Raw genomic sequence first — 23,049 nt, forward strand, 5'->3', positions numbered from 1 at the left:
TGATCGGTTTTATACAATAAAAATTTAATTAATCAACTTATGATTAAACTTTATGAAAGACAATCTCAACATTTGCACCCTTTTGAGAGACATTGTTTGAAGCATTGATAGTAGCACCATGAAGATCAACAAGGTTTTTTACTATATTTAGACCCAAACCAGAATGCTCACCAAAGGTATCTGGTCTATTACTATAGAATCTATTAAATATTTTTTTTGTATCTGTTTCTTTAAATCCTTTACCTTCATCAATAACTTTTAAAATAATCTTGTCTTTATCTCCTTTATAAATTTCAACTAATATTTCTTTATTATCCTCACTAAAGGAAATTGAATTATCTAATAAATTTGCAATAATTTGCTCAATTCTATTTTCTATTCCATTTATAAAGTATTCTTCTTGATTGTCTTGATCGTTTAATATTATTTTAATTCCTCTTTTTGCTTCATAAATATTATTAAAATCATCTACTACAGACCTTGCAATTAACTTGAGATTAATTTTTTTCATTTTTTCTTTACTTAATGCAACCTCATCTTTTAGTATTTGAGAATAATCAGTAATCAATCTTTCAATTCTTTGAACATCATGATTGAGAATATTAATTAATTTACTTCTTTGAGATTGATCATCAGTCTCATTCAATATTTCTGAAGCACTTTTTAATGATGTTAGGGGGTTTCTTATCTCATGAACAAGATCAGTTGAAAAATTTTCTGCGTGTGAAATTCTTTTTTGAAGTTCACTTGTCATATCATCTAACGAATTTGACAAAGTTCCTAACTCATCATTTCTACTTTTAAGTTCATTAATATTTGTTTTTTTTTTACTCTTTTCTTTTATAATTTTTGTATACGCTACTAAGTTCTTTATAGGCTTAAGAAAATATCTATTTAAAACAAAAGAGAATATAAATATTACTATAATTATAAATATTGCTGTTCTTAGAATAAATGTTTTTCTTTCATCAATAGCAGATTTAACATCATTAGCATTTTCAGTGATTACTAGGTATCCAATATTAACTCCATTCAACGTTATGTTTTTAACTGTTGTTAATAAAAACTGATCATAACCTTCCTGAGTAAAGGTAAAGGGTTTTCCATAATCTTTTGACCACGAATAATTAGTAAGAACATCTTTAAGTGAAACAGTTTTTTCTTTATTTAAATTTTTTGTTTCTACAATTTTTTTGCTTTTTTTTTTATCTAAAATTTCTAACTCGACTATATCTAGCCTGCTAGAAAAAGATCTTGGATCTAAATCTAATGTATCAGTATCACCCACTAAATTAAATTGATTATCAAATAAAATGACTCTGTCTAGATTTTGAAATAAAAATCTTGTTGAAAATAAAAATCTTCTAATATCCTCTTCTTCAAATTTTATATTTAATCTTAAAATATGCTCAATTGTATTATTAATTATCTGAATATGCTTGAATGTTTTATTTTTTATTAAATTAGGTTTTGCATTGCTAATGTATAGAGCTGTTAAACACCCTATAATTAAAAAAATAACTAAATTAATAAATAAAAATTTTTTTAATATAGATAAACTTTTTAAAAAATTGCTGAACATTAACTAACGTTCCATCTGTATCCACTGCCATATCTTGTTTCTATAGCTGTAAAATCAGGGTCAACTTTTTTAAATTTTTTTCTAATTCTTTTAACATGACTATCAATAGTTCTATCTTCAATATCCGTATCTTCTCGATAAGCAATATCCATAAGTTGAGCTCTTTCTTTTATTATTCCTGGTCTCTTTGCTAATTCTTTAACTATTAAAAATTCTGTAGTGGTAAGTTTATCTGGTAATTGCTTACTATCCCATTCACATTCAAGTTGTGAGGGGTCAAGTTTTAGCTTCCCATGTGAAATAATATTTTTTGTGTCTTCTAGATTGTTATTAATATCTTTTTTTCTAAGTTGAACTCTTATTCTTTCTATTAAAACTTTAATAGAAAAACCTCCTGACTTTTTTATAAAATCATCTGCACCCAACTTTAAGCCTAACAGTTCGTCTATCTCATCATCTTTTGAAGTTAAAAAAATTACGGGTAGGGAAGTTTTTTTTCTTAATTTTTTTAAAAGTTCTTCGCCATCCATTTTTGGCATCTTTATATCTATAACAGCAAGGTCTGGTGGATTTCTAGTTAACCCAATTAAAGCACTTTCTCCGTCAATGTACGTTTGAACTTTGAAGCCCTCTTTTTCGAGCGCTATACTTATACTTGTGAGTATATTTCTATCATCATCAATAAGAGCTATTGTCTGTGTTTGCATAATCTACTTTAAAAATACTAAATTGTTCTAATTTAGGCAATGGAGATAAATTAATGAAGTATTCCCCAATTGTCCCCTGTATTCACGTCTACCGTCAATGGAGTTGAAAAAGTGTGTAAATCACTTTCTGTAACACTTGTCATTTCATCTTTGATTATCTCAGTTATATTTTTAACTTCTTTTACTGGGACCTCAAAAATTAGTTCATCATGAATTTGTAATAATATTTTTGATTTATTGTTTTTAATGCTTTCAAATTTTTTATTAAGTCTAATCATTGCAAGTCGCATGATTTCAGATGCTGACCCTTGAATGGGGGCATTGATAGCTGCTCTTTCTTGAAAATTTCTTACATTGAAATTTTTATCATTAATTCCATTAAAATGAGATCTTCGACCAAAAATATTATTTACATAGCCACTTTTTCTGCAAAACTTAATCGTATTATCCATATAAATTTTTATTTCAGGAAATTTTAGAAAATAAGCATTTAAAAATTCATCTGCTTCATGATTTGAAACGTTAATTTGTTTTGCAAGACCATATTGTGAAATACCATAAATTATTCCAAAATTAATGGCCTTGGCCTTCCTTCTCATATCTTGGTCTACTTTTTTAATATCAACATTAAATACCTGGCTTGCTGTAAGAGAGTGAATATCTTCATTATTACTGAATGCTTTTTTCAGCTCTTTGACTTCTGCCAAATCAGCTAAAATTCTCATTTCAATTTGATTATAATCTGCAGATATTAATGTGAAGCCTCTTTCTGCTATAAAAGCTTTTCTTATATTCTTACCATCCTCTGATTTAATAGGAATATTTTGTAAATTTGGATCACTAGAAGCTAGTCTTCCTGTTGTTGTTGCTGCCAATAAAAATGAGGTATGAACTCGTTTAGTTGTTGGATTAATATGCTCAGGTAGAGCATCTGAATAAGTATTTTTAAGTTTAGATACTTGTCTCCAATCTAAAATTAATTTAGGGAATTCATGTCCTTTAAATGCCAAATCCTCTAATACACTTGCATTTGTGGCAAAGCTTCCTTTTCTAGTTTTTTTAAGTACGGCAATCTTTAAATCATTGTAAATAATTTCACCTAATTGTTTTGGTGAGGCAATATTAAATTCTTTTTTTGAAATTTTAAAAACTTCTTTTTCTAGTTTACTAATTTTTTTCTCAAATTTTTCAGACAATACCTTTAAAAATTTATTATCAATCTTTATTCCTTCAATTTCCATAAATGCTAATATTTTGATTAAGGGTTTTTCAAATATCTCATAAATATTAGTTAATTTTTCTAATTTTAAATTTTTACTAAATATTTTATATAACCTATAAGTAATATCAGCATCTTCAGCTGCATACTCCATTGCCTTATCCAGTTCTACATCACTAAAATTTATTTCTTTCTTACCTGTGCCAACAATTTCTTTAAATGAAATTGTTTTATGCTGTAGATGGATCTCGGAAAGGGTATCCATGTTATGTCTATTTTTTCCAGCATCTAATACATAAGACATCAACATCGTGTCTTCCATAGAATTCATAATTATCCCTTGTTTAAACAAGACAATAAAATCAAACTTAATATTTTGACCAATCTTTTTTACACTCTTGTCTTCTAAGAGTGGCTTTAATTTTTTAATTACAGCTTCTTTTTTTAAACATCCTTTAAACTTATGACCAATTGGAATATAACAAGCTTTACCAATTTTAGTGCTTAATGAAATTCCCACTAAATCAGCTTGATGTGCATCTAATGAGCTAGTTTCAGTATCAATTGCTAGTTCTCCAGCTTCTTCTGCTTCGTTAATCCACTCCTCTATTTCTTTTTCATTAGTGATGAGATGATAGTTTTTTTTACTTATATTTTGCTGTTTTTTTTCAGGTTTTGTCTCTCTTGCGATTTCTCCTAGCTCAGGTTCTCCATATGCAGAAATGACAGAGCTAAGAAGTCTATTAAACTCCATTTCTTGTAAAAATTTATATAGCTTATCTTTATCAATCTCCTTTAGATTAAATTCTTCTATCTTTCTTTCAACTGGAGCATCTTTCATTAGTGTCACTAATTTTTTACTAATTATTGCTTTATCTTTATTTTCTATAAGTGTTTCTCTTCGTTTATTTTGTTTTATTTCTTGAGCGTTATCTAATAATTTTTCTAAAGTTCCATATTTATTAATTAGTTCTGCTGCAGTCTTAACGCCTATACCTGGAACTCCCGGAACATTATCGCTACTGTCCCCAGCTAAGGATTGAACATCAATAACTTTTTCTGGACCCACTCCAAATTTGGTTATTATATCTTCAGATGTTATAAATTTATTTTTCATTGGATCGAATATACGAACGTCTTTTCTATACAATTGCATCAAGTCTTTATCTGAAGAGACTATTGTTACTTTTGCACCCTTTGCTATAATTTGTTCTGCATAAGTAGCTATTAAATCATCTGCCTCATAATTTGGAAGATCTACAGATGGTAAATTAAAAGCAACTACAGACTTTCTTATATATTCAAATTGTGGTGCCAAATCATCTGGGGCTTCTGATCTATTTGCTTTATAGTCTGAATAAATTTCATTTCTAAAAGTTTTTCTAGCTGCATCAAATATTACTGCAAAGTGTGTAGGTTTTTGAAGATTTTCATTTGATTTTGAATCTTCTAATAGTTTAAATAGCATGCTACAAAATCCACTAACTGCACCAACAGGTAAACCATCACTTTTTCTAGTTAGAGGTGGTAATGCGTAATAAGCTCTAAAAATATAACCCGAACCATCTATTAAATAAAAATGGTCTGTTTTTTTAATTTTATCCATTAAATAATATTATCTTAATAATTTTAAATACTATAAATGTATTAACACGCATGGAGCAAAAAAATATAGTTTCTGTTAAAAACTTAAAAAAAATTTATTCAAGCAAACATACTGGAGATAATCTCGCATTAAATGATTTAAACTTGGACGTGAAAGAAGGAGAAATTTTTGGTCTTCTGGGTCCTAATGGTGCTGGGAAAACAACATTTATAAATATTTTAGCAGGAACTGTGGTAAAAACAGCAGGACAAGTAAATGTCTGGGGTTTTGACCTAGATAAGAACCCACGACAAATTAGAGCTTCGGTTGGAATAGTGCCTCAAGAAGTAAATCTTGATCCATTTTTTAGTCCAAGGAAATTATTAGAGTTACAAGCTGGCCTCTATGGAATTAAAGAAAAAGATAGAATTACAGATACGATTCTAAAATTAGTATCCCTAGAAAAACAAGCTAACAGCTATGCTAGAAGTTTATCTGGTGGAATGAAAAGAAGGTTGCTAATGGCTAAAGCTTTAGTTCATCAGCCACCAATAGTTATTTTAGACGAACCTACAGCTGGTGTTGATGTAGAGTTAAGGCAGAATTTATGGAAAAATGTAAAATTACTCAATGAGCTTGGTGTAACTATCATTTTAACAACTCATTATCTTGAGGAAGCTGAGGAAATGTGTGGAAGAATAGCTATATTAAATAAAGGAAATATTGTTGCTCTAGACAGCACTAAAAATTTATTAGATAGAATTCAAACCAAAAAAGTAACCTTTAAAACTGACATGAAGATTAATATTAACGAAAATGATCTAGAATCTTTAAAAATAGTCTCACACTTAGATAATGAGGTTTGTGTTTCTTATGAAAAAAGTAAAATTAATATAGAAGAATTAATTAATTTAATTAAGAAAAATAATGTCAAAATTATAGATATTTCAACTGACGACGGTGATTTAGAGGATGTTTTTTTAAGACTAATAAAAAACTAGATTATCACATTAATAAATAGTAATTTGTAGATATGGATCTATTAAAAGCAAACTCAATTCAAAAAGTATTAAAAACATTTATTCTAATTTTCATAGGAACAATGGCTTTGACTATTTCAGCTAAGTTAAAAATACCATTTTATCCTGTACCTATGACAATGCAAACTTTTGTAGTTCTATTTTTGGGAATTGCTTTTGGATATAAAATTGGCCTGACATCTGTAGCGGTTTATCTTCTAGAGGGTATTCTCGGAATGCCAGTATTTTCTAACTCACCAGAAAAAGGTGTTGGAATAATTTATTTTACCGGTCCAACAATGGGATATTTAATTGGATTTTTATTTGCTTCTTTTTTTTCAGGCTATTTAAATTTTAATAAAAATATTTTTATAATTTTTGGAAAATTAATATTTTCTGTTTCTGTAATCTATGTATTTGGTGTTATTTGGTTGGGAATTTTAATTGGATGGGATAAACCAATTCTTCAATTAGGAGTTACACCATTTTTATTAGCTGAATTATTCAAGATCTGCTTATTAACTATATTGGCTAAAAAAATTATTAAATTTAGAAAATTTATCTAGGGGATCTTTTAGATAAAATTCTTTGTAATGTTCTTCTGTGCATTTTAAGTTTTCTAGCAGTTTCAGATACGTTTCTATTGCATAATTCAAAAACTCTATGAATGTGTTCCCACTTAACTCTGTCAGCCGACATAGGATTTTCTGGTGGTTCTGCTTTTTTCTCTGGATCGGCTAGTAATGCTTTTTCAACATCATCTGCATCTGCTGGTTTTGCAAGGTAATCAATTGCACCTTCTTTAATCGCAGCTACAGCCGTTGGTATATTTCCATATCCTGTTAACATTATAATTCTACTGCTTGGATTAGAAATTTGAATTTGTTTTACTACTTGAAGCCCGTTTCCATCAGTTAGTCTAAGATCAACAACAGCAAAACCTGGTTTTTTTTCTATAACTGATTGAATGCCTTTTTGCACACTCTCAGCTTGAAAAACCTCAAACCCTTTTTTTGCCATTGCTCTAGCAAGCCTATCTCTGAAAGGATTGTCATCATCAACAATTAATAAGGTTTTATTGTCAAAATCAGAAAGTTTTTTTAAATTGTTCAGTTCAGCCATATACATAATATGGTAGTTTATCTAATAATTTCAACACCTATTATTTACTTTACATTAATTAACTATTGCCTTAATTGCATAATTTATATGAAAGTTTTTAAGTATTTTTAAAAACTTTTTTTTATTAAATTTTTTTTGGAGACATAATGCAAAAATTTAAAACAGTTGATGATCTTATAAATCAACTAAAGCCAGAAAAACCTATTTATTGTATTAGGAAAAAATCAATACAATTAGCTTCTATATATTTTAGAAATAAATTTCCTGGTAAAGTGCTTTATGCAGTAAAAACTAACCCACATCCTGAAGTACTAAAAACAATAGTTGAAAGTGGGATTGAGAACTTTGATATAGCCTCTGTTCAAGAAATTAAAGATATAAGAGCAATTAATCCTAATGCAAAATGTTCATATATGCATACAGTCAAAAGTAGAGAAAGTATTAAAGAAGCTTATTTTAATTATAATGTTAAAGCTTTTTCCCTTGATACTAAAGATGAATTAATAAAAATTATTGAAACAACTAACGAGGCAAAAGACCTTGAATTATTTGTAAGAGTAGCCGTTTCAAATGAGCATGCTGAAATAGATTTATCAACAAAATTTGGGGCGTCCATATCTGAGGCGACTGCTTTATTGAGATTAACAAAGCAATATGCAAAAAAAATAGGTTTAAGTTTCCATGTGGGATCTCAATGCATGCATCCTATTTCATATACAAAAGGGATTGCAGACATTGGAAATATAATAAAAAAAACTAAAATTATTCCAGATTATATTAATATTGGAGGCGGATTTCCTGCAATTTATCCAGATCTTGTACCTCAATCTTTGGATAATTATTTTGAAGAAATAAAAAAAGGTTTATCAAATTTAAAGTTGGAAAAACTTCCTGAAATATTATGTGAGCCTGGAAGAGCATTAGTTGCAGAAAGTGGATCAACAATTGTAAGAGTAAATCTTAGAAAAAAACAAAAACTTTATATAAATGATGGAACGTATGGAACTCTTTTTGATGCGGGTACACCAAACATAGTTTACCCTTCTCGTTTGATTAAAAGTGGAAAAGCAATATCAAAAAAACTAACTGCTTTTGATTTTTATGGCCCTACTTGTGATAGTATGGATTACATGAAGGGACCATTTCTACTTCCAAATAATATTAAGGAAAATGATTATATTGAGCTAGGTCAACTTGGGGCCTACGGTCTTACTTTCAGAACTCAATTTAATGGTTTTTATTCTAATGAAATTTATGAAGTAGAAGACGAACCTATAATGACGCTATATGGTAAAGAGAGCAATAAAGGTATATTAGTTGCTTAATGTCAGAAAACAAAAATTTAACTCATAATAGCAAAAAAAGCTTCTTACAAAATCCAGTTGAACACATCGATATTACTTCGTTTGATGCAAGGAAAATAATTTCCTCAATGGAAAAAATGTCTTTTGTTTCAAGAGAAACAGCAAATGCAGCCAATATTTTTAATGAAATGATTCAAGATAAGGATTGCACAATTTTTTTAACGCTTGCTGGGTCAACTTCTGCCGCAGGATGTATGAATATTTATAAAGATTTAGTTAAATATAATATGGTTGATGCAATTATTGCTACAGGAGCTTCAATAGTTGATATGGATTTTTTTGAAGCTTTAGGCTTTAAACATTACCAAGGTTCACAGTTTCAAGATGACACTGAATTAAGAAAAAACTATATAGATAGGATTTACGATACATATATTGATGAAGAAGAGTTACAGGAATGTGATCAAAAAATATGTGAAATAGCAGATACACTTGATCCAAGAAGCTATACATCAAGAGAGTTTATTTATGAAATGGGAAAATATTTAAAGAAAAATTCTAAAAAAAAAGGTTCTTTAATTGAAACAGCATATGACAATAATGTTCCCATTTTTTGTCCCGCATTTACAGACTCAAGTGCTGGTTTTGGATTGGTCACTCACCAAGAAAATAATCCTAAAAACCATATTACGATAGATTCTATTAGAGAACTTCGTGAATTAACTGAAATAAAGATTCAATCAAAAGGATCTGGTTTATTTATGATTGGTGGAGGAGTACCAAAAAATTTTGTTCAAGATACTGTTATCTGTGCTGAACTTTTAGGAAAAGAGGTTGAGATGCATAAGTATGCAGTGCAAATTACAGTGGCAGATTCTAGGGATGGTGCTTGTAGTAGCTCCACATTAAAAGAAGCAAGTTCTTGGGGTAAAGTAGATATTGCAAAAGAACAAATGGTTTTTGCAGAAGCAACAAGTGTCCTTCCTTTGATTGCAAGTGATGCTTATCATAAAGGTGACTGGAAAAATAGAACGAGAAAAAACTTCTCAAAAATATTTAAATAAAATTGAAATATCTTTCTAATAAAAACGGGTTTCTAGGAATTGACAATGATGTTAATTTTAAGGAAAAAGTAGTAGTTGTTCCATTTGGTTTAGAAAAAACTGTAAGTTATGGTAGTGGCACTCGTAATGGTCCTAAAGAAATTATCAAAGCATCACATCAAGTTGAATTATATGATGAAGAATTACATTGTGAACCCTACAAAAAAATTGGAATTAAAACTTTAAAACCATTTAAAATTGATAAAGACATTAAAAAAGCTCTTAAAAAGATGTCTGATATAAATCAAGAAATATTAGATAAAAAACTATTTCCAATCACTTTTGGTGGGGAACACTCAATAACACCCGGATGTATTGCTCCATTTGTAAAAAAACACAAAGAAATATGCCTACTACATTTTGATGCACATGCAGATTTAAGGGAGAGTTATAATGGAGAAAAATTTTCTCATGCTTCAGCTATTAGGAGATGTCTTGATCATAAAAATGTTTCAATAATTTCATTTGGGATCAGAAATATATCTCAAAGTGAAATACCATTCTTAAAAAAAAACTCATCTAGAATTGATATCTTTTGGGCAAAAGACAAAAGTAAATGGGACTTAAAAAAATTTAAAAAAATGATAAAGAATAAAACAGTTTATTTAACATTTGATGTTGATGGTTTAGATTCAAGTATAATGCCCGCAACAGGTACACCTGAACCAGGTGGGCTATTATGGGATGAAACTTTAGATATTATACGGATAGCTGCTAAGAACTCTAATATTGTTGGTGCAGATATAAATGAACTTTCACCTATAAAAGGTTTTAATTCTTACAATTTTCTTGTAGCAAAACTTGCTTATAAAATTTTATCGTACAAATTTTTATACTAAGCTTTTGAAGCTTTAAGAGTTCCCAATAATAATCTGAATGGAATTAACATTGCTAAAGCTACGAATATTTTAACTGCTAAGTCACCTAGAGATAAAGTAACCCATGGAATTCCAGTTGCATAAAATGAGATAGAGAAGAATAAAAATGTATCTACAGTAGATCCAATTAATGATGAAGTTAATGGAGCAACAAACCATTTCTTTTTTCTTAAATAGTCAAAAATTTGAACATCCAACAACTGCGCAACCATAAATGCTGTGCCTGAACCTATAGCAATTCTGACTGAAATTAAGTCTGCAAAATTTGTTGAAAAGAAAAGAGTAAATACAATTCCTATAATAAAACCAACATAAACAATTTTTCTAGCTACAACCTTGCCATAAGATCTATTAGCTAAATCTGTAATTAAAAATGCAACTGGATAACTAAAAGCTCCATAAGTTAATATTTCTCCCAAACCATAATAATTGATCGGAAATTGTACTAAATAATTTGAAGTTAAAACAACAACTCCCATTATAAATGAGAGTAGTATAAAAAACTTTTTCATTAAGCTGATTTACTAGGGGATACTTTGGGTACTTTTTTAACGAATGGTGACTTAATTAATATACTTTTTTTTAATTTTTTTAATCTTGGTGATATATTTTTATTTCTTGCAGTCTTTAAAAATTCATCAAAAGTACCTTTTTTATCAACACATCTAACACCTGCATTGCTAACTGTTAAAGTTAAGCTTCTTTTTAAAAGTTCACTTTTAAATTTTGTTTTTTTTAAATTTGGTAAAAATCTTCTATTAGTCTTATTGTTAGCATGACTAACATTATGACCTTTCATAGGTATTTTGCCGGTTAATTCACATTTTTTAGACATAATATTTAGTGACTATATAAGATGAGTTAGTGACCTCGTCAAGTTTATTAGCTTTAATTAGGCTGTTTCTTGCCTATTATTTCTCTAAAATTCTTGATCCCATCAGTAATTAATATTTCTTTTAACTCTTTTTTTATTTTTCCAACAATATTGGGGCCCTGAAAAACCATACCAGTATATAATTGAACATAGCTTGCACCAGCTAAAAATTTTCTATGTGCACTTTCTCCTGAGTCCACACCACCTACTCCAATAATTTCAATTTTATTTTTTAATAATCTGTAAAACTTACTTATTAATTTATTGGCCTCTTCTTCAAGAGGTTTTCCAGATAAACCACCCTTTTGATGTTTCAGTATATTGTTTAATTTACCTCTATTTCCTGCAGTTGTATTTGAAACAATTATTGCACTTACTTTATGTTCTAACAATATTTTACTTAATACTTCAATTTGTTCATCTGAAATATCAGGAGAAATTTTTACAACAATTGGTATTTTAGATTTAAGCTTAATTTTTTCTTCTTTAACTAAATTCATTAATTCATCAAATTTAGTTTCATCATGAAAACTTCTTAAGTTTTCTGTATTAGGTGAGGAAATATTAATTGTAATATAGTCAGCGATATCATAAAAGGTTCTAAGACCAATTAAATAATCATTTAGCCTATCATCACTATCTTTATTTGGACCTATATTAATTCCCAATAACCCCTTATTCAAATTTGATCGAATTCTGTTACTTACACTTTCTGATCCTAAATTATTAAATCCTAATCTATTTATAAGTGCTTCGTCTTCCACCAATCTAAATACTCTTGGTTTTGGATTTCCATACTGTTTAAGTGGTGTAACAGTTCCCACCTCAACAAACCCAAATCCAAGTTTAAATAAAGAATTATAAACTTCAGCATTTTTATCAAATCCAGCAGCCATTCCAATTGGGTTATCTATTTCTTTGCCAAATAGTTTAGTCTTGAACATTGGATCATCTTTATTTTCATCCTTTAAATTTGGTGTCAAATTTAATCTTAAAGACTTAATTGCTAAATTATGAGCAGTTTCAGGATCAATTTTAAAAATTAGTGATCTGAATTTTGAAAACATTATTTTATTTTTTCTGTTATTAATTTTTTAGTTTCGTTAACTCCAAAGAAGCTTATAAAAAAGCCCATTCTTGGACCATTTTCATCTCCAAATACGACTTCATAAATCAATTTAAACCAATCACGTAGATTTTCTGAATATCCATTGTCTTTTCCAGTTGAGTAAATTAATGTTTGAATATCCTCAGGTAACATTGCATCATTACAATCATCAAGATTCTTTACTAGAGCCTCTAATGCAATTTTTTCATTTGAATCTGGTTTCTTATATTTTTTCTGAAGTTTGATTACATCGTTAAAGTATTTAATAGCGTAGCCAATTAAATTATCAAAAATTATATGATCTTTTTCTGAGATATCTTTTTTATATTTTTTTACAAACTTCCAAAGTAACTCCTTGGAATCTGCATTACTTGCCTCCACTAAATTTAAAAGCATTGAAAAACTCATAATAGTATCTTCTTTAGGAATTAATCCATTATGTACATGCCAAACTGGATTCATTAATAACTGTAATTCATTTTGATTTTTAGCTTTTTCCACAAAATCTAAATATTCATCAACTGTTTTTGGAACTATTTCTTTGTATAGTTTTTTTGCTCTTTTAGGATTTTGATACATGTACAATGAAAGACTTTCAGGAGACGCATATTCTAACCACTGATCAATAGTGATCCCATTACCTTTTGACTTTGAAATTTTCTCACCTTTTTCATCTAAAAATAGTTCATAAGCAAAGCCAGATGGGTTTGTTTTGCCAATCAATTTAACTATTCTTGAAGATAATATTGCACTTTCTATTAAATCTTTTCCATACATTTCAAAATCTATATCGAGGGCATACCACCTCATTGCCCAATCCACTTTCCATTGTAATTTACAATTTCCATCTAAGATACTTACCTCAAGTTTTTTTCCATTATTATCAAAGATAATTTTAGATTTTTCTTTTAAGATTTCTAAAACTGGAATTTCTAAAACCTTACCAGTATCTGGACAAATTGGTAAAAATGGACTGTAAGTTTTTTGTCTTTCTTTTCCTAGTGTTGGAAGAATTATATCCATAATACCTTGATAATTTTCTAGAATTATCTGTAATGTGGGGTTAAAAAAACCACCCTTATAAAGAACTGAAGAACTTTGAAAGTTATATTCAAAATTAAATTTATTTAAAAAATCTTTTAACATTTCATTATTATGCTCACCAAAACTTGAAAATTTTTCAAATGGATCTGGCACTTGAGTCAAAGGCTTATGAAGATTTTTATTTAAGAGCTCTTGATTTGGAACGTTTTCTGGAACTTTCCTAAAGCCATCCATGTCATCAGAAAAAGTTATGATTTCTGTTGGTGTGTCAGTGAGTTGTTTTAGAGCATTAACCATCATCGATGTTCTTGCAACTTCACCAAATGTACCTATATGGGGCAACCCACTTGGACCATAACCTGTTTGTAAGATTATTTTACCCTTTTTAGCAATAAAGGACTTTCTTTCACGCAGCAATTTTTTTGCCTCAACAAAAGGCCATGCGTTAGTTTTATCTAAATTATCTTTTTCAATCACTTTGTTTAATAACAAATATCTTATATTTAGTGTTTTTATTAATTCTTATAGAGTTGAAATTTATTTACCATAAAATAATGTTCTATCAAAATGTCTAATTATAAAACTGTTTTTTTTACCTTGGGTGTTTTGCAAATTATTCTTGGAATTTCTATGATGATTCCAATTTTAGCTCAATTTATTTATTCTGAACTAGATTCTTCTTTTATTGGGGCTTCTATAGTTTCAATAATATTTGGTGTTTTATTTTTTTTGACAAATTTAAACCATGACAAAAAGTTAAACTTACAACAAGCATTCTTATTAACCGCTCTTTCTTGGTTGAGTATTGCAATATTTGGCTCTTTACCTTTTATTTTTTCTACTCTTGAACTATCCATTACTGATTCTTTTTTTGAAAGTATGTCTGGTATTACCACGACAGGATCTACAATTATTTCAAACTTGGAGGGTGCGCCTAGATCAATACTTTTATGGCGAGCTATGCTTCAATGGTTGGGAGGAATTGGTATTATTGTAATGGCAATAACTCTAATGCCAATAATGAACGTCGGGGGAATGCAGTTATTTAAGATTTCAAGTAACGATTCTTCAGAAAAGTTATTACCAAAATCTAAGGAAATATCTCTTAGATTAATTTACGTATATTTAGTGTTAACAACACTTTGTGCTGTTACCTATAAAATTTTTGGTATGAATATTTTTGATAGCCTAACTCACTCCATGACTACAATAGCAACAGGTGGCTTTTCAAATTATAACGAATCTATTGGATATTTTAATAGTTTACCCATTGAAATATCATCGATGGTTTTTATTATACTGGGTAGCCTACCTTTCATAGCTTATATAAAATTTTTAAATGGTAATAAAAAAATATTTACTTCTGATGTCCAAATTAAATCATTTATTAAGATAATTATTTTTTCAATTATTCTACTTTTTATTTATTCACTTTTTCAAAATAAAGATTTTTCTCAAATTAATATAAGAGTAATTGTTTTTAACGTTATTTCTATCTTAACTGGTACAGGATATGTCACCGGAGAATTTGATGGATGGGGAAATTTTCCACTAATTTTCTTTTTAACTCTAATGTTTATTGGTGGTTGTGCTGGCTCAACAACTTGTGGAATTAAAATTTTTAGAATACAAATTTTATATCTATTTATTGTTAATCAATTGAAAAGAGTTATTTATCCAAGAGGTATATTTATAATTAAATATGATAAAAATAAAGTAGATGATAAATTTATGGCTTCAATTATCTCTTTTATTTTTCTTTACTTGGTTATATTTTTTTTGATAACTGCATTTTTATCTTTAAGTGGCTTAGATTTTGTAACCTCAATCTCAGGTGCTGCAACATCAATTTCCAATGTTGGCCCAGGGTTAGGCTCTACAATTGGCCCTAATGGCGATTTTTCAAATATACCCGAAATATCTAAATGGATTTTAAGTCTTGGAATGATATTGGGTAGATTAGAATTGTTTGCTATACTGGTATTGTTTTTACCTTCTTTTTGGAGGAATTAATTATGATTGAAATAAAAAAACAATCGCTCTCAGAAACTTTTTCTATCTATTTAGATAAAAGAATGCTCAGAATATTATTGCTTGGGGCTATCTCTGGGTTTCCCTGGGTTCTCATAGGAAGTAGTTTGAGTTTATGGCTTAAGGAAGAGGGTTTAAGTAGATCAACAATTGGTTGGGCAGGTTTAATATTTGCAGTTTATGCTTTTAACTATTTATGGGCCCCTCTTATTGATAGATTTCAAGTACCGTACCTAACAAAAAAACTTGGGCATAGAAGAGGATGGATAGTTTTAATGCAAATTGCAATTTTAACGTGTCTTGTTACTTGGAGTTTTATTAATCCCACTGAAAATCTTGCACTACTGATTACTGTTGGTTTAGTTATTGCTATAGCATCAGCCACACAAGATATTACCGTTGATGCCTTAAGAATTGAACAAATAGGTGAGCATGAAAGCAAATCAATGGCAGCTGGTGCTGCGATGGCTGTTGTTGGATGGTGGAGTGGATATAAATTGGGTGGTGTAATAGCTTTATTTACAGCAGAATATTTAGAGAATATTGGTGTTACTAATTACTGGCAAATTACATTTTTAATTTTAGGAGTTGTGGTAATTTTGATGAACATAGGTTTAATGTTTGTTCATGAGCCCCTTTCTACTGACAGGCAAAAGAAGCAAAAAGAAACAGATAAACTTATAGAAAGCAAACTTGGATCAAAAAATATTATAACTAATTTTATAGCTTGGGTAAGCAGTACATTAGGTGGTCCTATAATAAGCTTTTTTAAGAAAAATGGTTTTTCAATTGCTATTGGAATTTTAAGCTTTATTTTTTTATTCAAGATTGGTGAGGCCTTTCTTGGACGTATGTCGATAGTTTTTTATAAAGAAATAGGCTTCTCTAAAGGTGACATTGCAATTTACTCAAAAACTTTAGGATGGATAACTACAGTTTTATTTACATTGCTGGGTGGGCTTTTTGTAATTAGATCTGGGGTTTTAAAAGCAATGTTTGCTGCAGGAATATTAATGGCAGCAACTAATTTATTATTCACAGTCTTGGCATGGAGTGATAAATCTGAGTTATTATTCGCAGTAGCAGTCATATTTGATGATATAGCCGCAGCTTTTGCAACAGTTGCATTTGTAGCATTTATTTCATTATTAGTAGACCGAACATATACCGCAACTCAATACGCGTTACTTGCATCGATAGGGACTGCTGGCAGAACTACACTTGCATCATCATCTGGAGCATTAGTAGATTGGCTTAATGGAGATTGGGGAGTATTTTTTATCATTACAGCCATCATGGTAATACCCTCATTGATTTGTTTGTGGTTTATTAAAGATAAATTAAAACTACGTGAAAAATAATAACTTTTATAAAAAACCTTTATCAAATATCTATAAAAAACCTGATGTCGTTTCTGAAGTTACTTCTCAAATTTTGTATGGAGAAAAATTTAAAATTATATCTAAGAATAAAAGCTGGATAAAAATAAAAGTTTTATTTGATAATTATATTGGATACATAAAAAACAAAGATTACACTAAAGATCATAAGCCAACTCATAAAATATTTATTCTAAAAGCAAATATTTATAATAAACAAAAAAATAAGACAAAATATTTTTTACCTTTTGCATCAAGAATTTCAATGATTCAAGAAAGTAAAAAATTTATAGAATTTGAGAAAAATAAATGGATTAAAAAAAGTGGTGTAAAAAATATTAATCATATAGAAAAAGATTATTTAAAAGTATTAAAATTTTTTTTAAAAACTAAATATGTTTGGGGTGGTAAAACTTATAGAGGTATAGACTGCTCTGCTATTTTACAATTATTTTTTTACTATAATAATAAATTTTATCCAAGAGACACAAAAGCTCAAATAAAATATTCAATGCAAAAAAATAAAAGTGGAGTGTTTAAAAAAGGAGACATTATATTTTGGAAAGGTCATGTTGCTGTTTGTATTAACTCTCAAAAATTAATTCATGCATATGGTCCAGAAAAGAAAGTTTTGATTATGAATATAACAGAGACAATAAATAGAATTGAAAGAACAGCAAAGTTAATAGTAAAAAAAATATCCTCTATAAAATATTAACTTCTTCCAAAGTCTGGCTTGTTAATATCTTGTTTCAACTTAATTATTTTCTTTCTAACCTTTTTAGTATTAACTAATTTTTTAATAATGGACTTATTATTTTTAGATTGAATATCTCTCTTAAATGAAAGTAAATTTTTAATAAATAAATCAATAGCTTTTGAAATATTTTTTTGATTATTAAAAAAAATATCTCTCCACATAATTTCATTAGATGCTGCAATTCTTGAAAAATCTCTCAAACCACCTGCACTGAATTTAATTAATTCACACTTTTGTTGTTTTTCAAAATCTATCGCTGTTTTAACCAAATTATATGCAATTAAATGAGGTAAATGACTTGTCATAGAAAAAACCGTATCATGTTTTTTTGAGTCCATAATTGCAACATTTGAACCAATTTTTTTCCAGAACTTGGTAAGTATCAGAAGGTGTTTTCTGTTGGTATTTTTCTCTTTTATTAATATGCACCATTTATTAAGGAATAAATTTTTTACACCATTTTCTGGGCCACTAACTTCTGACCCTGCAATAGGGTGACTAGATGTCCAAAAAATTCCTTTTTTCAATTTTCTTTTAATTAAGTCCATAGACTTTTCTTTAGAAGATCCAACATCTGTAATAATAGTTTTAGGTAATAAATATCTATTTATCTTTAAAATTATTTTTTCATATTCTCCTAGTGGGGTGCAAAATATTATTAAATCTAAGTTTGGGATAATTTTCTTTAAATCATCTATAATTTCACATGGTAATTTTAATTTTTTGATTTTTGAAATATTTGATTTTGATTTTTCGTAGACAAATATTTTTTTAGCTATTTTTTTTTCAGATATTGATCTTAACAATGAAGAACCAATTAAACCACATCCTATAATTAAAATATTTTTCATAATTAATTAAAGATAGACTTGATCGTTGTTATGAATCTCATATTCTCTTTTTTAGATCCAATTGTTAATCTTAATTTGTTTTTAATATTATATCCATCTTCTGTAGATCTTAATATAATTCCTTTAGACTCAAGTTTTTTAAAAACATAATTAGCTGAAAATTTACATTTATCAAAATGTAATAGTAAAAAATTAGCCGTTACTTCTTTTGAAAAAATTTTTAATTTTTCTAAAACATTTCTAACTTTATTTGCTTCTGTGATATTGTGTTTCACAGATTGATTAATAAAGCTTCTATCTTTTAAAGCTTCTATTGCTGCCATCTGTGCAACTTGATTTACATTAAATGGAGGTCTAATTAAATTCATTGCAGAGATAATTTTCTTGGGGCCATGACCCCAGCCAACTCTTAACGAGGCCAGTCCATATATTTTTGAAAAAGTTCTTATCACAAAAACATTATCCTTATTTTTAAATAAATCTAAACCAGATTTATAATCTTTATTTTTCATGTATTCAAAATATGCATCGTCTAAAACTAGTAAAATATTTTTATTCAATTTCATTCTTAATTCTATTAGCTCCGCTCTACTTAAGTATGTTCCTGTTGGATTATTAGGGTTGGCAATAAATACAAGTTTGGTTTTTTTTGTCACCCTCTTGATAATTTCATTTATTGAAACTTTAAAATTTGCTTCCTTAGAAAAAACAACTTTTGCTCCCACTATTTGTGCATATATCCTGTACATTAAAAAGCTATATTGAGGAACAATCACTTCATCAGAGGCTTTTAAGTACAACTGGCAAATCATTTGAATAATTTCATCTGACCCTGCACCACAAATTATCTTCTCAAAATCACACTTATATTTCTTTGAAATTTCTTTTCTTAAGTTTTTTGCCTTACCGTCTGGATATTTCGATATCAACAATTCTTTATTCTGTAAAATTTTCTTTACTCTTGGGCTTACACCAAGAGCTGACTCATTTGCTGATAATTTTATAACATTTTGTATTTTTGCTATATTTGACTTACCTGGTTTATAAGCCTCTATTTTGAATTCTTTAAATTTTGGAACTGTCATTTTTATTAATTTTATTCATGTTATAAATAAAATATTATCATTTCATATAGAATAACTCATTTTTTAAAAAAATTGACATAAGAAATACTATCTAGTACAAAAAATACGCGCTGATTTAACTGAATTGCGAGCGCTTAAAAAAACCGCTAAATAAGTTTTTTTTTCTCACAATTCAAATTTGGCTAATATTTATGAATAAAAATGTGAACATAAAAAATATTATAATTGATAAACCATTAAAATTAGATTGTGGTCAAACTATCAATAACTATTCTCTAGCTTATGAGACTTATGGCTCTCTAAATGAGAAGAAAAATAATGCTATTCTTATTTTTCATGCTTTGACTGGTGATCAATTTGTTTCTGGAATAAACCCAATTACTAAAAAAGAGGGTTGGTGGTCATATGCTGTTGGACCTGGTAAAGCTATTGATACCGATAAATATTTTGTAATTTGTGCCAATGTTATTGGTGGATGTATGGGCACGCATGGTCCTAGTGAAATTAACCCTGATACTAATAAAAAATATGGTACTACTTTTCCTGTCATCACTATTAATGACATGGTTAATGCACAATTTAATCTCTTAAAATTTTTTAACATTGATAAATTATTTGCTGTTATAGGTGGATCAATGGGTGGGATGCAAACACTTCAGTTCGTTAGTAACTTTCCTGATAAAGCAAAAGTTGCTATTCCAATAGCCTGCACAGCTAGTCATTCAGCACAGAATATTGCTTTTAATGAACTTGGCAGACAATCAATTATGGCTGATGCTAATTGGGAAAATGGTGACTACTCAAATCAAAATAAAAATCCTAACAAGGGATTGTCTGTTGCAAGAATGGCTGCACATATAACTTATTTATCTAAAAACGGTCTGCAGGAAAAATTTGGAAGAAAGTTGCAAGAAAGAGATGACCTAAAATTTGGTTTTGATGCAGACTTTCAAATAGAAAGTTATTTAAGATATCAAGGATCTGTATTTGTTGATAGATTTGATGCCAATAGCTACCTATATATAACAAGAGCGATGGACTATTTTGATCTAATCAAAGAACATCACGGTAATTTATCTAAAGCATTCGAAAAAACTAAAACTAAGTTTCTTATTATATCTTTTACTTCTGATTGGCTTTATCCTACTTCTGAAAACAAAGAAATTGTTATAGCCTTAAATGCCATAGGTGCTGAGGTCGGATTTGTTGAAATTGAATCTGATAAAGGACATGATTCATTCCTTTTAAAAGTTCCTAAATTTTTAAATACTCTAGGTGATTATATTAAAACAGCTTACTCTAAAAAATAAACATGAAACAAGAATTTAAAATAATCTCTGATCTAATTGAAAAAAATACAAGAGTTTTAGATGTGGGCTGTGGAGATGGTATATTAATGGAATATCTTAAGTATAATAAAGAAATAGACATAAGGGGAATAGAAATTTCCAAAGATAATGTTCAAAAATGTCTATCAAAAGGACTAGCTGTTATTGAGGGTGATGCAGAAAAAGATCTGTTACAATTTCCTGACAGCTCCTTTGATTTTGTTATTTTAAGTCAAACACTGCAAGCATTTTTAAATCCTGAAATAGTTATCAAAGAGCTATTGAGGGTTGGTAAAAAAGCTATTGTTACAATACCTAATTTTGGTTTTTGGAAAGTTAGGCTTCACCTATTAATTAAAGGAACAATGCCAATTACAAAAAATCTGCCTGATGAGTGGTATAATACCCCTAACCTTCATATGTGTACCATAAAAGATTTTTATAATTTTTGTGAAAATAGAAGAATTAAATTAGATAATTCGTTAGCTCTGCATAACGAAAAAATATCCTCTATTAATAAACTTAATCTAAATATTAAAAATTTATCAGCAGAACTAGGTATTTTTTTAATTAAGAGTTAAATGGAAATTCAGATAATACCCTGTCTACAAGATAATTATTCTTATCTAATTATTGATAAAACTAAGAATATTGCATGTGTGATTGATCCCAGTGAAGCAAAACCTATTATCAAATATTTAGAAGATAAAAATATACATTTAAAATATATATTAAATACACATCATCATTATGATCATGTCGGGGGTAATATAGAATTAAAAGAAAAATATGGAGCTAGTATTATTGGATATAAAGGAGACAAGGATAGAATCCCAGAAATAGATATACTGGTCAGTGATCAAGACATTTGGCACGAAGAAAATTTCCAGGCTAAAATATTTCATATACCTGGTCATACCCTTGGTCATATATGTTTTTATTTTTACAATGAAGAATCTCTTTTTACAGGAGACACCCTCTTTTCGCTTGGTTGTGGTAAGATTTTTGAAGGAACATACTCACAGATGTATAATTCATTAATGAAAATAAAAGCACTGCCAGAAAAAACAAGGATCTATTGTGGACATGAATATACTAAACAAAACTCTAAATTTTGTATTACTCATGACCAAGACAATGAAAACCTAAAAATTAAGATTAAAGATATAGACGAAAAATTAAAAAATAACCTACCTACTATTCCGTCCACGATTAAAGAGGAATTGGAGTGCAATATTTTTCTTAGATCTGATACAGAAGAAACCTTTTCAAAATTGAGGGATTTAAAGGACAATTTCTAACTTATTCGGACTTGACTATAATAGGTCCCCGACTATATTGCTGATTATAAAAAATAGATTAAACAATGTCATACGCAATCATACAAACAGGTGGAAAACAGTACAAAGTAAAGGCTGGAGAAATACTTAAAATTGAAAGATTAGAAGATTCTAAACTTGAAACTAAGATAGAGTTTAAAGAAATTTTAGCTTACGGAGATGACAAAAACATTGAAGTTGGATCACCAACGGTTGAGGGTGCAAAAGTTGAAGCAGATCTTGTTGAAAACGGAAAAAATAGAACAATATTAATTTTCAAAAAAAGACGAAGACAAAATTCTAGAAGAAAAAATGGTCATAGACAGCAATATTCATTAATAAGAATTAGTAAAATATTTTCCAAAGATGGTAAAATTTTATCTGAAGCGGAAAAAATGGTTAAACCAACTAAAAAAATTGAAAAGGTTGAAGCTAAAGTAGAAGCTGAAGCGGTTAATAAATAAATTAGGTAAATTATGGCTACAAAAAAAGCAGGTGGTTCATCGAGAAACGGACGAGATAGTGCTGGTCGTAGGCTTGGCGTTAAGAAGTACGGTGGTGAAGTAGTTATTCCTGGAAACATAATTGTTAGACAAAGAGGAACTAAAATTTTTCCTGGTGAAAATGTGGGAATGGGAAAAGATCATTCAATTTTTTCTGTTGTTGAAGGAAAAGTAGTATTTAAAAAAGGTAGATTAGACAGAACATTCGTTTCCGTAAAACCCAATTAGTAGTACAACTAAAAACTAAC

At 28.6% G+C, this 23,049-nt stretch carries 23 protein-coding genes; 13 read left to right on the plus strand and 10 right to left on the minus strand.

Translation table 11 applies throughout. The features are described 5' to 3' along the window. Nucleotides 1-43 precede the first annotated feature (43 nt). Genes ABXT53_RS06305 through polA form a run of 3 tightly spaced genes read right to left on the minus strand, consistent with a single transcriptional unit; the run spans nt 44 to nt 5,114 of the window. Nucleotides 44-1,582, minus strand: a complete 1,539-nt coding sequence (locus tag ABXT53_RS06305) for a sensor histidine kinase (RefSeq protein ID WP_415290334.1) — start codon at nt 1,580-1,582, stop codon at nt 44-46. Continuing rightward, nucleotides 1,582-2,289, minus strand: coding sequence for a response regulator transcription factor (locus ABXT53_RS06310; protein ID WP_415290335.1), 708 nt, complete (start codon nt 2,287-2,289; stop codon nt 1,582-1,584). The genes ABXT53_RS06305 and ABXT53_RS06310 overlap by 1 nt, the downstream gene beginning before the upstream one ends. A 50-nt stretch (nt 2,290-2,339) precedes the next feature. Further along, complete coding sequence (gene polA, locus ABXT53_RS06315) at nt 2,340-5,114, minus strand: DNA polymerase I (protein WP_415290337.1); 2,775 nt, start codon at nt 5,112-5,114, stop codon at nt 2,340-2,342. 50 nt (nt 5,115-5,164) lie between these two features. On the opposite strand from polA, the gene ABXT53_RS06320 reads away from it, so the two are divergent. Together ABXT53_RS06320 and ABXT53_RS06325 are read left to right on the plus strand one after the other, a co-directional pair. Then, a complete protein-coding gene (locus tag ABXT53_RS06320) occupies nt 5,165-6,094 on the plus strand; it encodes an ABC transporter ATP-binding protein (RefSeq protein ID WP_415290339.1) in 930 nt (309 codons plus the stop codon). Between the two features lie 32 nt (nt 6,095-6,126). Next, on the plus strand, nt 6,127-6,678 hold the full coding sequence (locus ABXT53_RS06325; RefSeq protein WP_415290341.1) for a biotin transporter BioY: 552 nt from the start codon (nt 6,127-6,129) through the stop codon (nt 6,676-6,678). On the opposite strand, the gene ABXT53_RS06330 is transcribed toward ABXT53_RS06325, so the two are convergent. After that, nucleotides 6,671-7,234, minus strand: coding sequence for an ActR/PrrA/RegA family redox response regulator transcription factor (locus ABXT53_RS06330; RefSeq protein WP_415290343.1), 564 nt, complete (start codon nt 7,232-7,234; stop codon nt 6,671-6,673). The two genes, ABXT53_RS06325 and ABXT53_RS06330, sit on opposite strands and share 8 nt — an antisense overlap. Nucleotides 7,235-7,380: 146 nt before the next feature. Between ABXT53_RS06330 and ABXT53_RS06335 the strand changes: the two genes are divergently transcribed. From ABXT53_RS06335 to speB, 3 genes are read left to right on the plus strand one after another with little or no spacing between them, the layout of a single operon-like run. Then, entirely contained in the window at nt 7,381-8,559 is a 1,179-nt protein-coding gene (locus ABXT53_RS06335) for a type III PLP-dependent enzyme (protein ID WP_415290345.1), read from the plus strand. After that, the gene (locus tag ABXT53_RS06340; protein ID WP_415290347.1) at nt 8,559-9,602 is read left to right on the plus strand and encodes a 1,9-bis(guanidino)-5-aza-nonane synthase; all 1,044 of its coding nucleotides are present in this window, start codon (nt 8,559-8,561) and stop codon (nt 9,600-9,602) included. The genes ABXT53_RS06335 and ABXT53_RS06340 overlap by 1 nt, the downstream gene beginning before the upstream one ends. Before the next feature lie 2 nt (nt 9,603-9,604). Continuing rightward, nucleotides 9,605-10,480, plus strand: coding sequence for an agmatinase (speB, locus tag ABXT53_RS06345; RefSeq protein ID WP_415290348.1), 876 nt, complete (start codon nt 9,605-9,607; stop codon nt 10,478-10,480). Here the strand turns inward: speB and ABXT53_RS06350 are convergent. Genes ABXT53_RS06350 through ABXT53_RS06365 form a run of 4 tightly spaced genes read right to left on the minus strand, consistent with a single transcriptional unit; the run spans nt 10,477 to nt 14,022 of the window. Further along, a complete protein-coding gene (locus tag ABXT53_RS06350; protein WP_415290350.1) occupies nt 10,477-11,031 on the minus strand; it encodes a queuosine precursor transporter in 555 nt (184 codons plus the stop codon). The two genes, speB and ABXT53_RS06350, sit on opposite strands and share 4 nt — an antisense overlap. Continuing rightward, entirely contained in the window at nt 11,031-11,354 is a 324-nt protein-coding gene (rpmB, locus tag ABXT53_RS06355; RefSeq protein ID WP_415290351.1) for a 50S ribosomal protein L28, read from the minus strand. Before rpmB ends, ABXT53_RS06350 begins: the two co-directional genes overlap by 1 nt. Nucleotides 11,355-11,407: 53 nt before the next feature. After that, nucleotides 11,408-12,460 carry a quinone-dependent dihydroorotate dehydrogenase gene (locus ABXT53_RS06360; RefSeq protein WP_415290352.1) on the minus strand — a complete coding sequence of 351 codons (1,053 nt, stop codon included), beginning with the start codon at nt 12,458-12,460 and terminating at the stop codon, nt 11,408-11,410. Then, nucleotides 12,460-14,022: a lysine--tRNA ligase gene (locus ABXT53_RS06365; RefSeq protein ID WP_415290353.1), complete on the minus strand. Its 1,563-nt coding sequence runs from the start codon at nt 14,020-14,022 to the stop codon at nt 12,460-12,462. Before ABXT53_RS06365 ends, ABXT53_RS06360 begins: the two co-directional genes overlap by 1 nt. A gap of 90 nt (nt 14,023-14,112) precedes the next feature. On the opposite strand from ABXT53_RS06365, the gene ABXT53_RS06370 reads away from it, so the two are divergent. Genes ABXT53_RS06370 through ABXT53_RS06380 form a run of 3 tightly spaced genes read left to right on the plus strand, consistent with a single transcriptional unit; the run spans nt 14,113 to nt 17,673 of the window. After that, the gene (locus ABXT53_RS06370) at nt 14,113-15,558 is read left to right on the plus strand and encodes a TrkH family potassium uptake protein (RefSeq protein ID WP_415290355.1); all 1,446 of its coding nucleotides are present in this window, start codon (nt 14,113-14,115) and stop codon (nt 15,556-15,558) included. 2 nt (nt 15,559-15,560) lie between these two features. Next, on the plus strand, nt 15,561-16,937 hold the full coding sequence (locus tag ABXT53_RS06375; protein ID WP_415290356.1) for an AmpG family muropeptide MFS transporter: 1,377 nt from the start codon (nt 15,561-15,563) through the stop codon (nt 16,935-16,937). Beyond that, nucleotides 16,927-17,673 carry an NlpC/P60 family protein gene (locus ABXT53_RS06380; protein ID WP_415290357.1) on the plus strand — a complete coding sequence of 249 codons (747 nt, stop codon included), beginning with the start codon at nt 16,927-16,929 and terminating at the stop codon, nt 17,671-17,673. Before ABXT53_RS06375 ends, ABXT53_RS06380 begins: the two co-directional genes overlap by 11 nt. Here the strand turns inward: ABXT53_RS06380 and ABXT53_RS06385 are convergent. Together ABXT53_RS06385 and hisC are read right to left on the minus strand one after the other, a co-directional pair. Beyond that, nucleotides 17,670-18,566: a prephenate dehydrogenase gene (locus ABXT53_RS06385; RefSeq protein WP_415290358.1), complete on the minus strand. Its 897-nt coding sequence runs from the start codon at nt 18,564-18,566 to the stop codon at nt 17,670-17,672. The genes ABXT53_RS06380 and ABXT53_RS06385 overlap by 4 nt on opposite strands. 2 nt (nt 18,567-18,568) lie before the next feature. Beyond that, nucleotides 18,569-19,651 carry a histidinol-phosphate transaminase gene (gene hisC / locus ABXT53_RS06390; protein ID WP_415290359.1) on the minus strand — a complete coding sequence of 361 codons (1,083 nt, stop codon included), beginning with the start codon at nt 19,649-19,651 and terminating at the stop codon, nt 18,569-18,571. Between the two features lie 191 nt (nt 19,652-19,842). Between hisC and metX the strand changes: the two genes are divergently transcribed. The 5 genes from metX to rpmA all read left to right on the plus strand — a co-directional run bounded on the left by metX (nt 19,843) and on the right by rpmA (nt 23,029). Continuing rightward, nucleotides 19,843-20,961 (plus strand): homoserine O-acetyltransferase MetX, encoded by a 1,119-nt coding sequence (gene metX / locus ABXT53_RS06395; RefSeq protein ID WP_415290361.1) that lies wholly within the window; start codon nt 19,843-19,845, stop codon nt 20,959-20,961. Between the two features lie 2 nt (nt 20,962-20,963). Beyond that, nucleotides 20,964-21,560 (plus strand): methionine biosynthesis protein MetW, encoded by a 597-nt coding sequence (metW, locus tag ABXT53_RS06400; RefSeq protein WP_415290362.1) that lies wholly within the window; start codon nt 20,964-20,966, stop codon nt 21,558-21,560. Then, nucleotides 21,561-22,280 (plus strand): hydroxyacylglutathione hydrolase, encoded by a 720-nt coding sequence (gloB, locus tag ABXT53_RS06405; protein ID WP_415290363.1) that lies wholly within the window; start codon nt 21,561-21,563, stop codon nt 22,278-22,280. A gap of 65 nt (nt 22,281-22,345) precedes the next feature. After that, nucleotides 22,346-22,762: a 50S ribosomal protein L21 gene (rplU, locus tag ABXT53_RS06410; protein WP_271525758.1), complete on the plus strand. Its 417-nt coding sequence runs from the start codon at nt 22,346-22,348 to the stop codon at nt 22,760-22,762. Nucleotides 22,763-22,774: 12 nt separating this feature from the next. Then, a complete protein-coding gene (rpmA, locus tag ABXT53_RS06415) occupies nt 22,775-23,029 on the plus strand; it encodes a 50S ribosomal protein L27 (protein WP_271525759.1) in 255 nt (84 codons plus the stop codon). Nucleotides 23,030-23,049: the final 20 nt, after the last annotated feature.

It is taken from the genome of Candidatus Pelagibacter sp. Uisw_136, assembly GCF_047720275.1.
Classification (GTDB): Bacteria; Pseudomonadota; Alphaproteobacteria; order Pelagibacterales; family Pelagibacteraceae; genus Pelagibacter.

Bases quoted from the DNA above. Each gene is read 5' to 3' on its own strand.
- ABXT53_RS06305 (WP_415290334.1), bottom strand. From the start codon at position 1,582: ATGTTCAGCAATTTTTTAAAAAGTTTATCTATATTAAAAAAATTTTTA.
- ABXT53_RS06310 (WP_415290335.1), bottom strand. From the start codon at position 2,289: ATGCAAACACAGACAATAGCTCTTATTGATGATGATAGAAATATACTC.
- polA (WP_415290337.1), bottom strand. From the start codon at position 5,114: ATGGATAAAATTAAAAAAACAGACCATTTTTATTTAATAGATGGTTCG.
- ABXT53_RS06320 (WP_415290339.1), top strand. From the start codon at position 5,165: ATGGAGCAAAAAAATATAGTTTCTGTTAAAAACTTAAAAAAAATTTAT.
- ABXT53_RS06325 (WP_415290341.1), top strand. From the start codon at position 6,127: ATGGATCTATTAAAAGCAAACTCAATTCAAAAAGTATTAAAAACATTT.
- ABXT53_RS06330 (WP_415290343.1), bottom strand. From the start codon at position 7,234: ATGGCTGAACTGAACAATTTAAAAAAACTTTCTGATTTTGACAATAAA.
- ABXT53_RS06335 (WP_415290345.1), top strand. From the start codon at position 7,381: ATGCAAAAATTTAAAACAGTTGATGATCTTATAAATCAACTAAAGCCA.
- ABXT53_RS06340 (WP_415290347.1), top strand. From the start codon at position 8,559: ATGTCAGAAAACAAAAATTTAACTCATAATAGCAAAAAAAGCTTCTTA.
- ABXT53_RS06350 (WP_415290350.1), bottom strand. From the start codon at position 11,031: ATGAAAAAGTTTTTTATACTACTCTCATTTATAATGGGAGTTGTTGTT.
- rpmB (WP_415290351.1), bottom strand. From the start codon at position 11,354: ATGTCTAAAAAATGTGAATTAACCGGCAAAATACCTATGAAAGGTCAT.
- ABXT53_RS06360 (WP_415290352.1), bottom strand. From the start codon at position 12,460: ATGTTTTCAAAATTCAGATCACTAATTTTTAAAATTGATCCTGAAACT.
- ABXT53_RS06370 (WP_415290355.1), top strand. From the start codon at position 14,113: ATGTCTAATTATAAAACTGTTTTTTTTACCTTGGGTGTTTTGCAAATT.
- ABXT53_RS06375 (WP_415290356.1), top strand. From the start codon at position 15,561: ATGATTGAAATAAAAAAACAATCGCTCTCAGAAACTTTTTCTATCTAT.
- ABXT53_RS06385 (WP_415290358.1), bottom strand. From the start codon at position 18,566: ATGAAAAATATTTTAATTATAGGATGTGGTTTAATTGGTTCTTCATTG.
- hisC (WP_415290359.1), bottom strand. From the start codon at position 19,651: ATGACAGTTCCAAAATTTAAAGAATTCAAAATAGAGGCTTATAAACCA.
- metX (WP_415290361.1), top strand. From the start codon at position 19,843: ATGAATAAAAATGTGAACATAAAAAATATTATAATTGATAAACCATTA.
- metW (WP_415290362.1), top strand. From the start codon at position 20,964: ATGAAACAAGAATTTAAAATAATCTCTGATCTAATTGAAAAAAATACA.
- gloB (WP_415290363.1), top strand. From the start codon at position 21,561: ATGGAAATTCAGATAATACCCTGTCTACAAGATAATTATTCTTATCTA.
- rplU (WP_271525758.1), top strand. From the start codon at position 22,346: ATGTCATACGCAATCATACAAACAGGTGGAAAACAGTACAAAGTAAAG.
- rpmA (WP_271525759.1), top strand. From the start codon at position 22,775: ATGGCTACAAAAAAAGCAGGTGGTTCATCGAGAAACGGACGAGATAGT.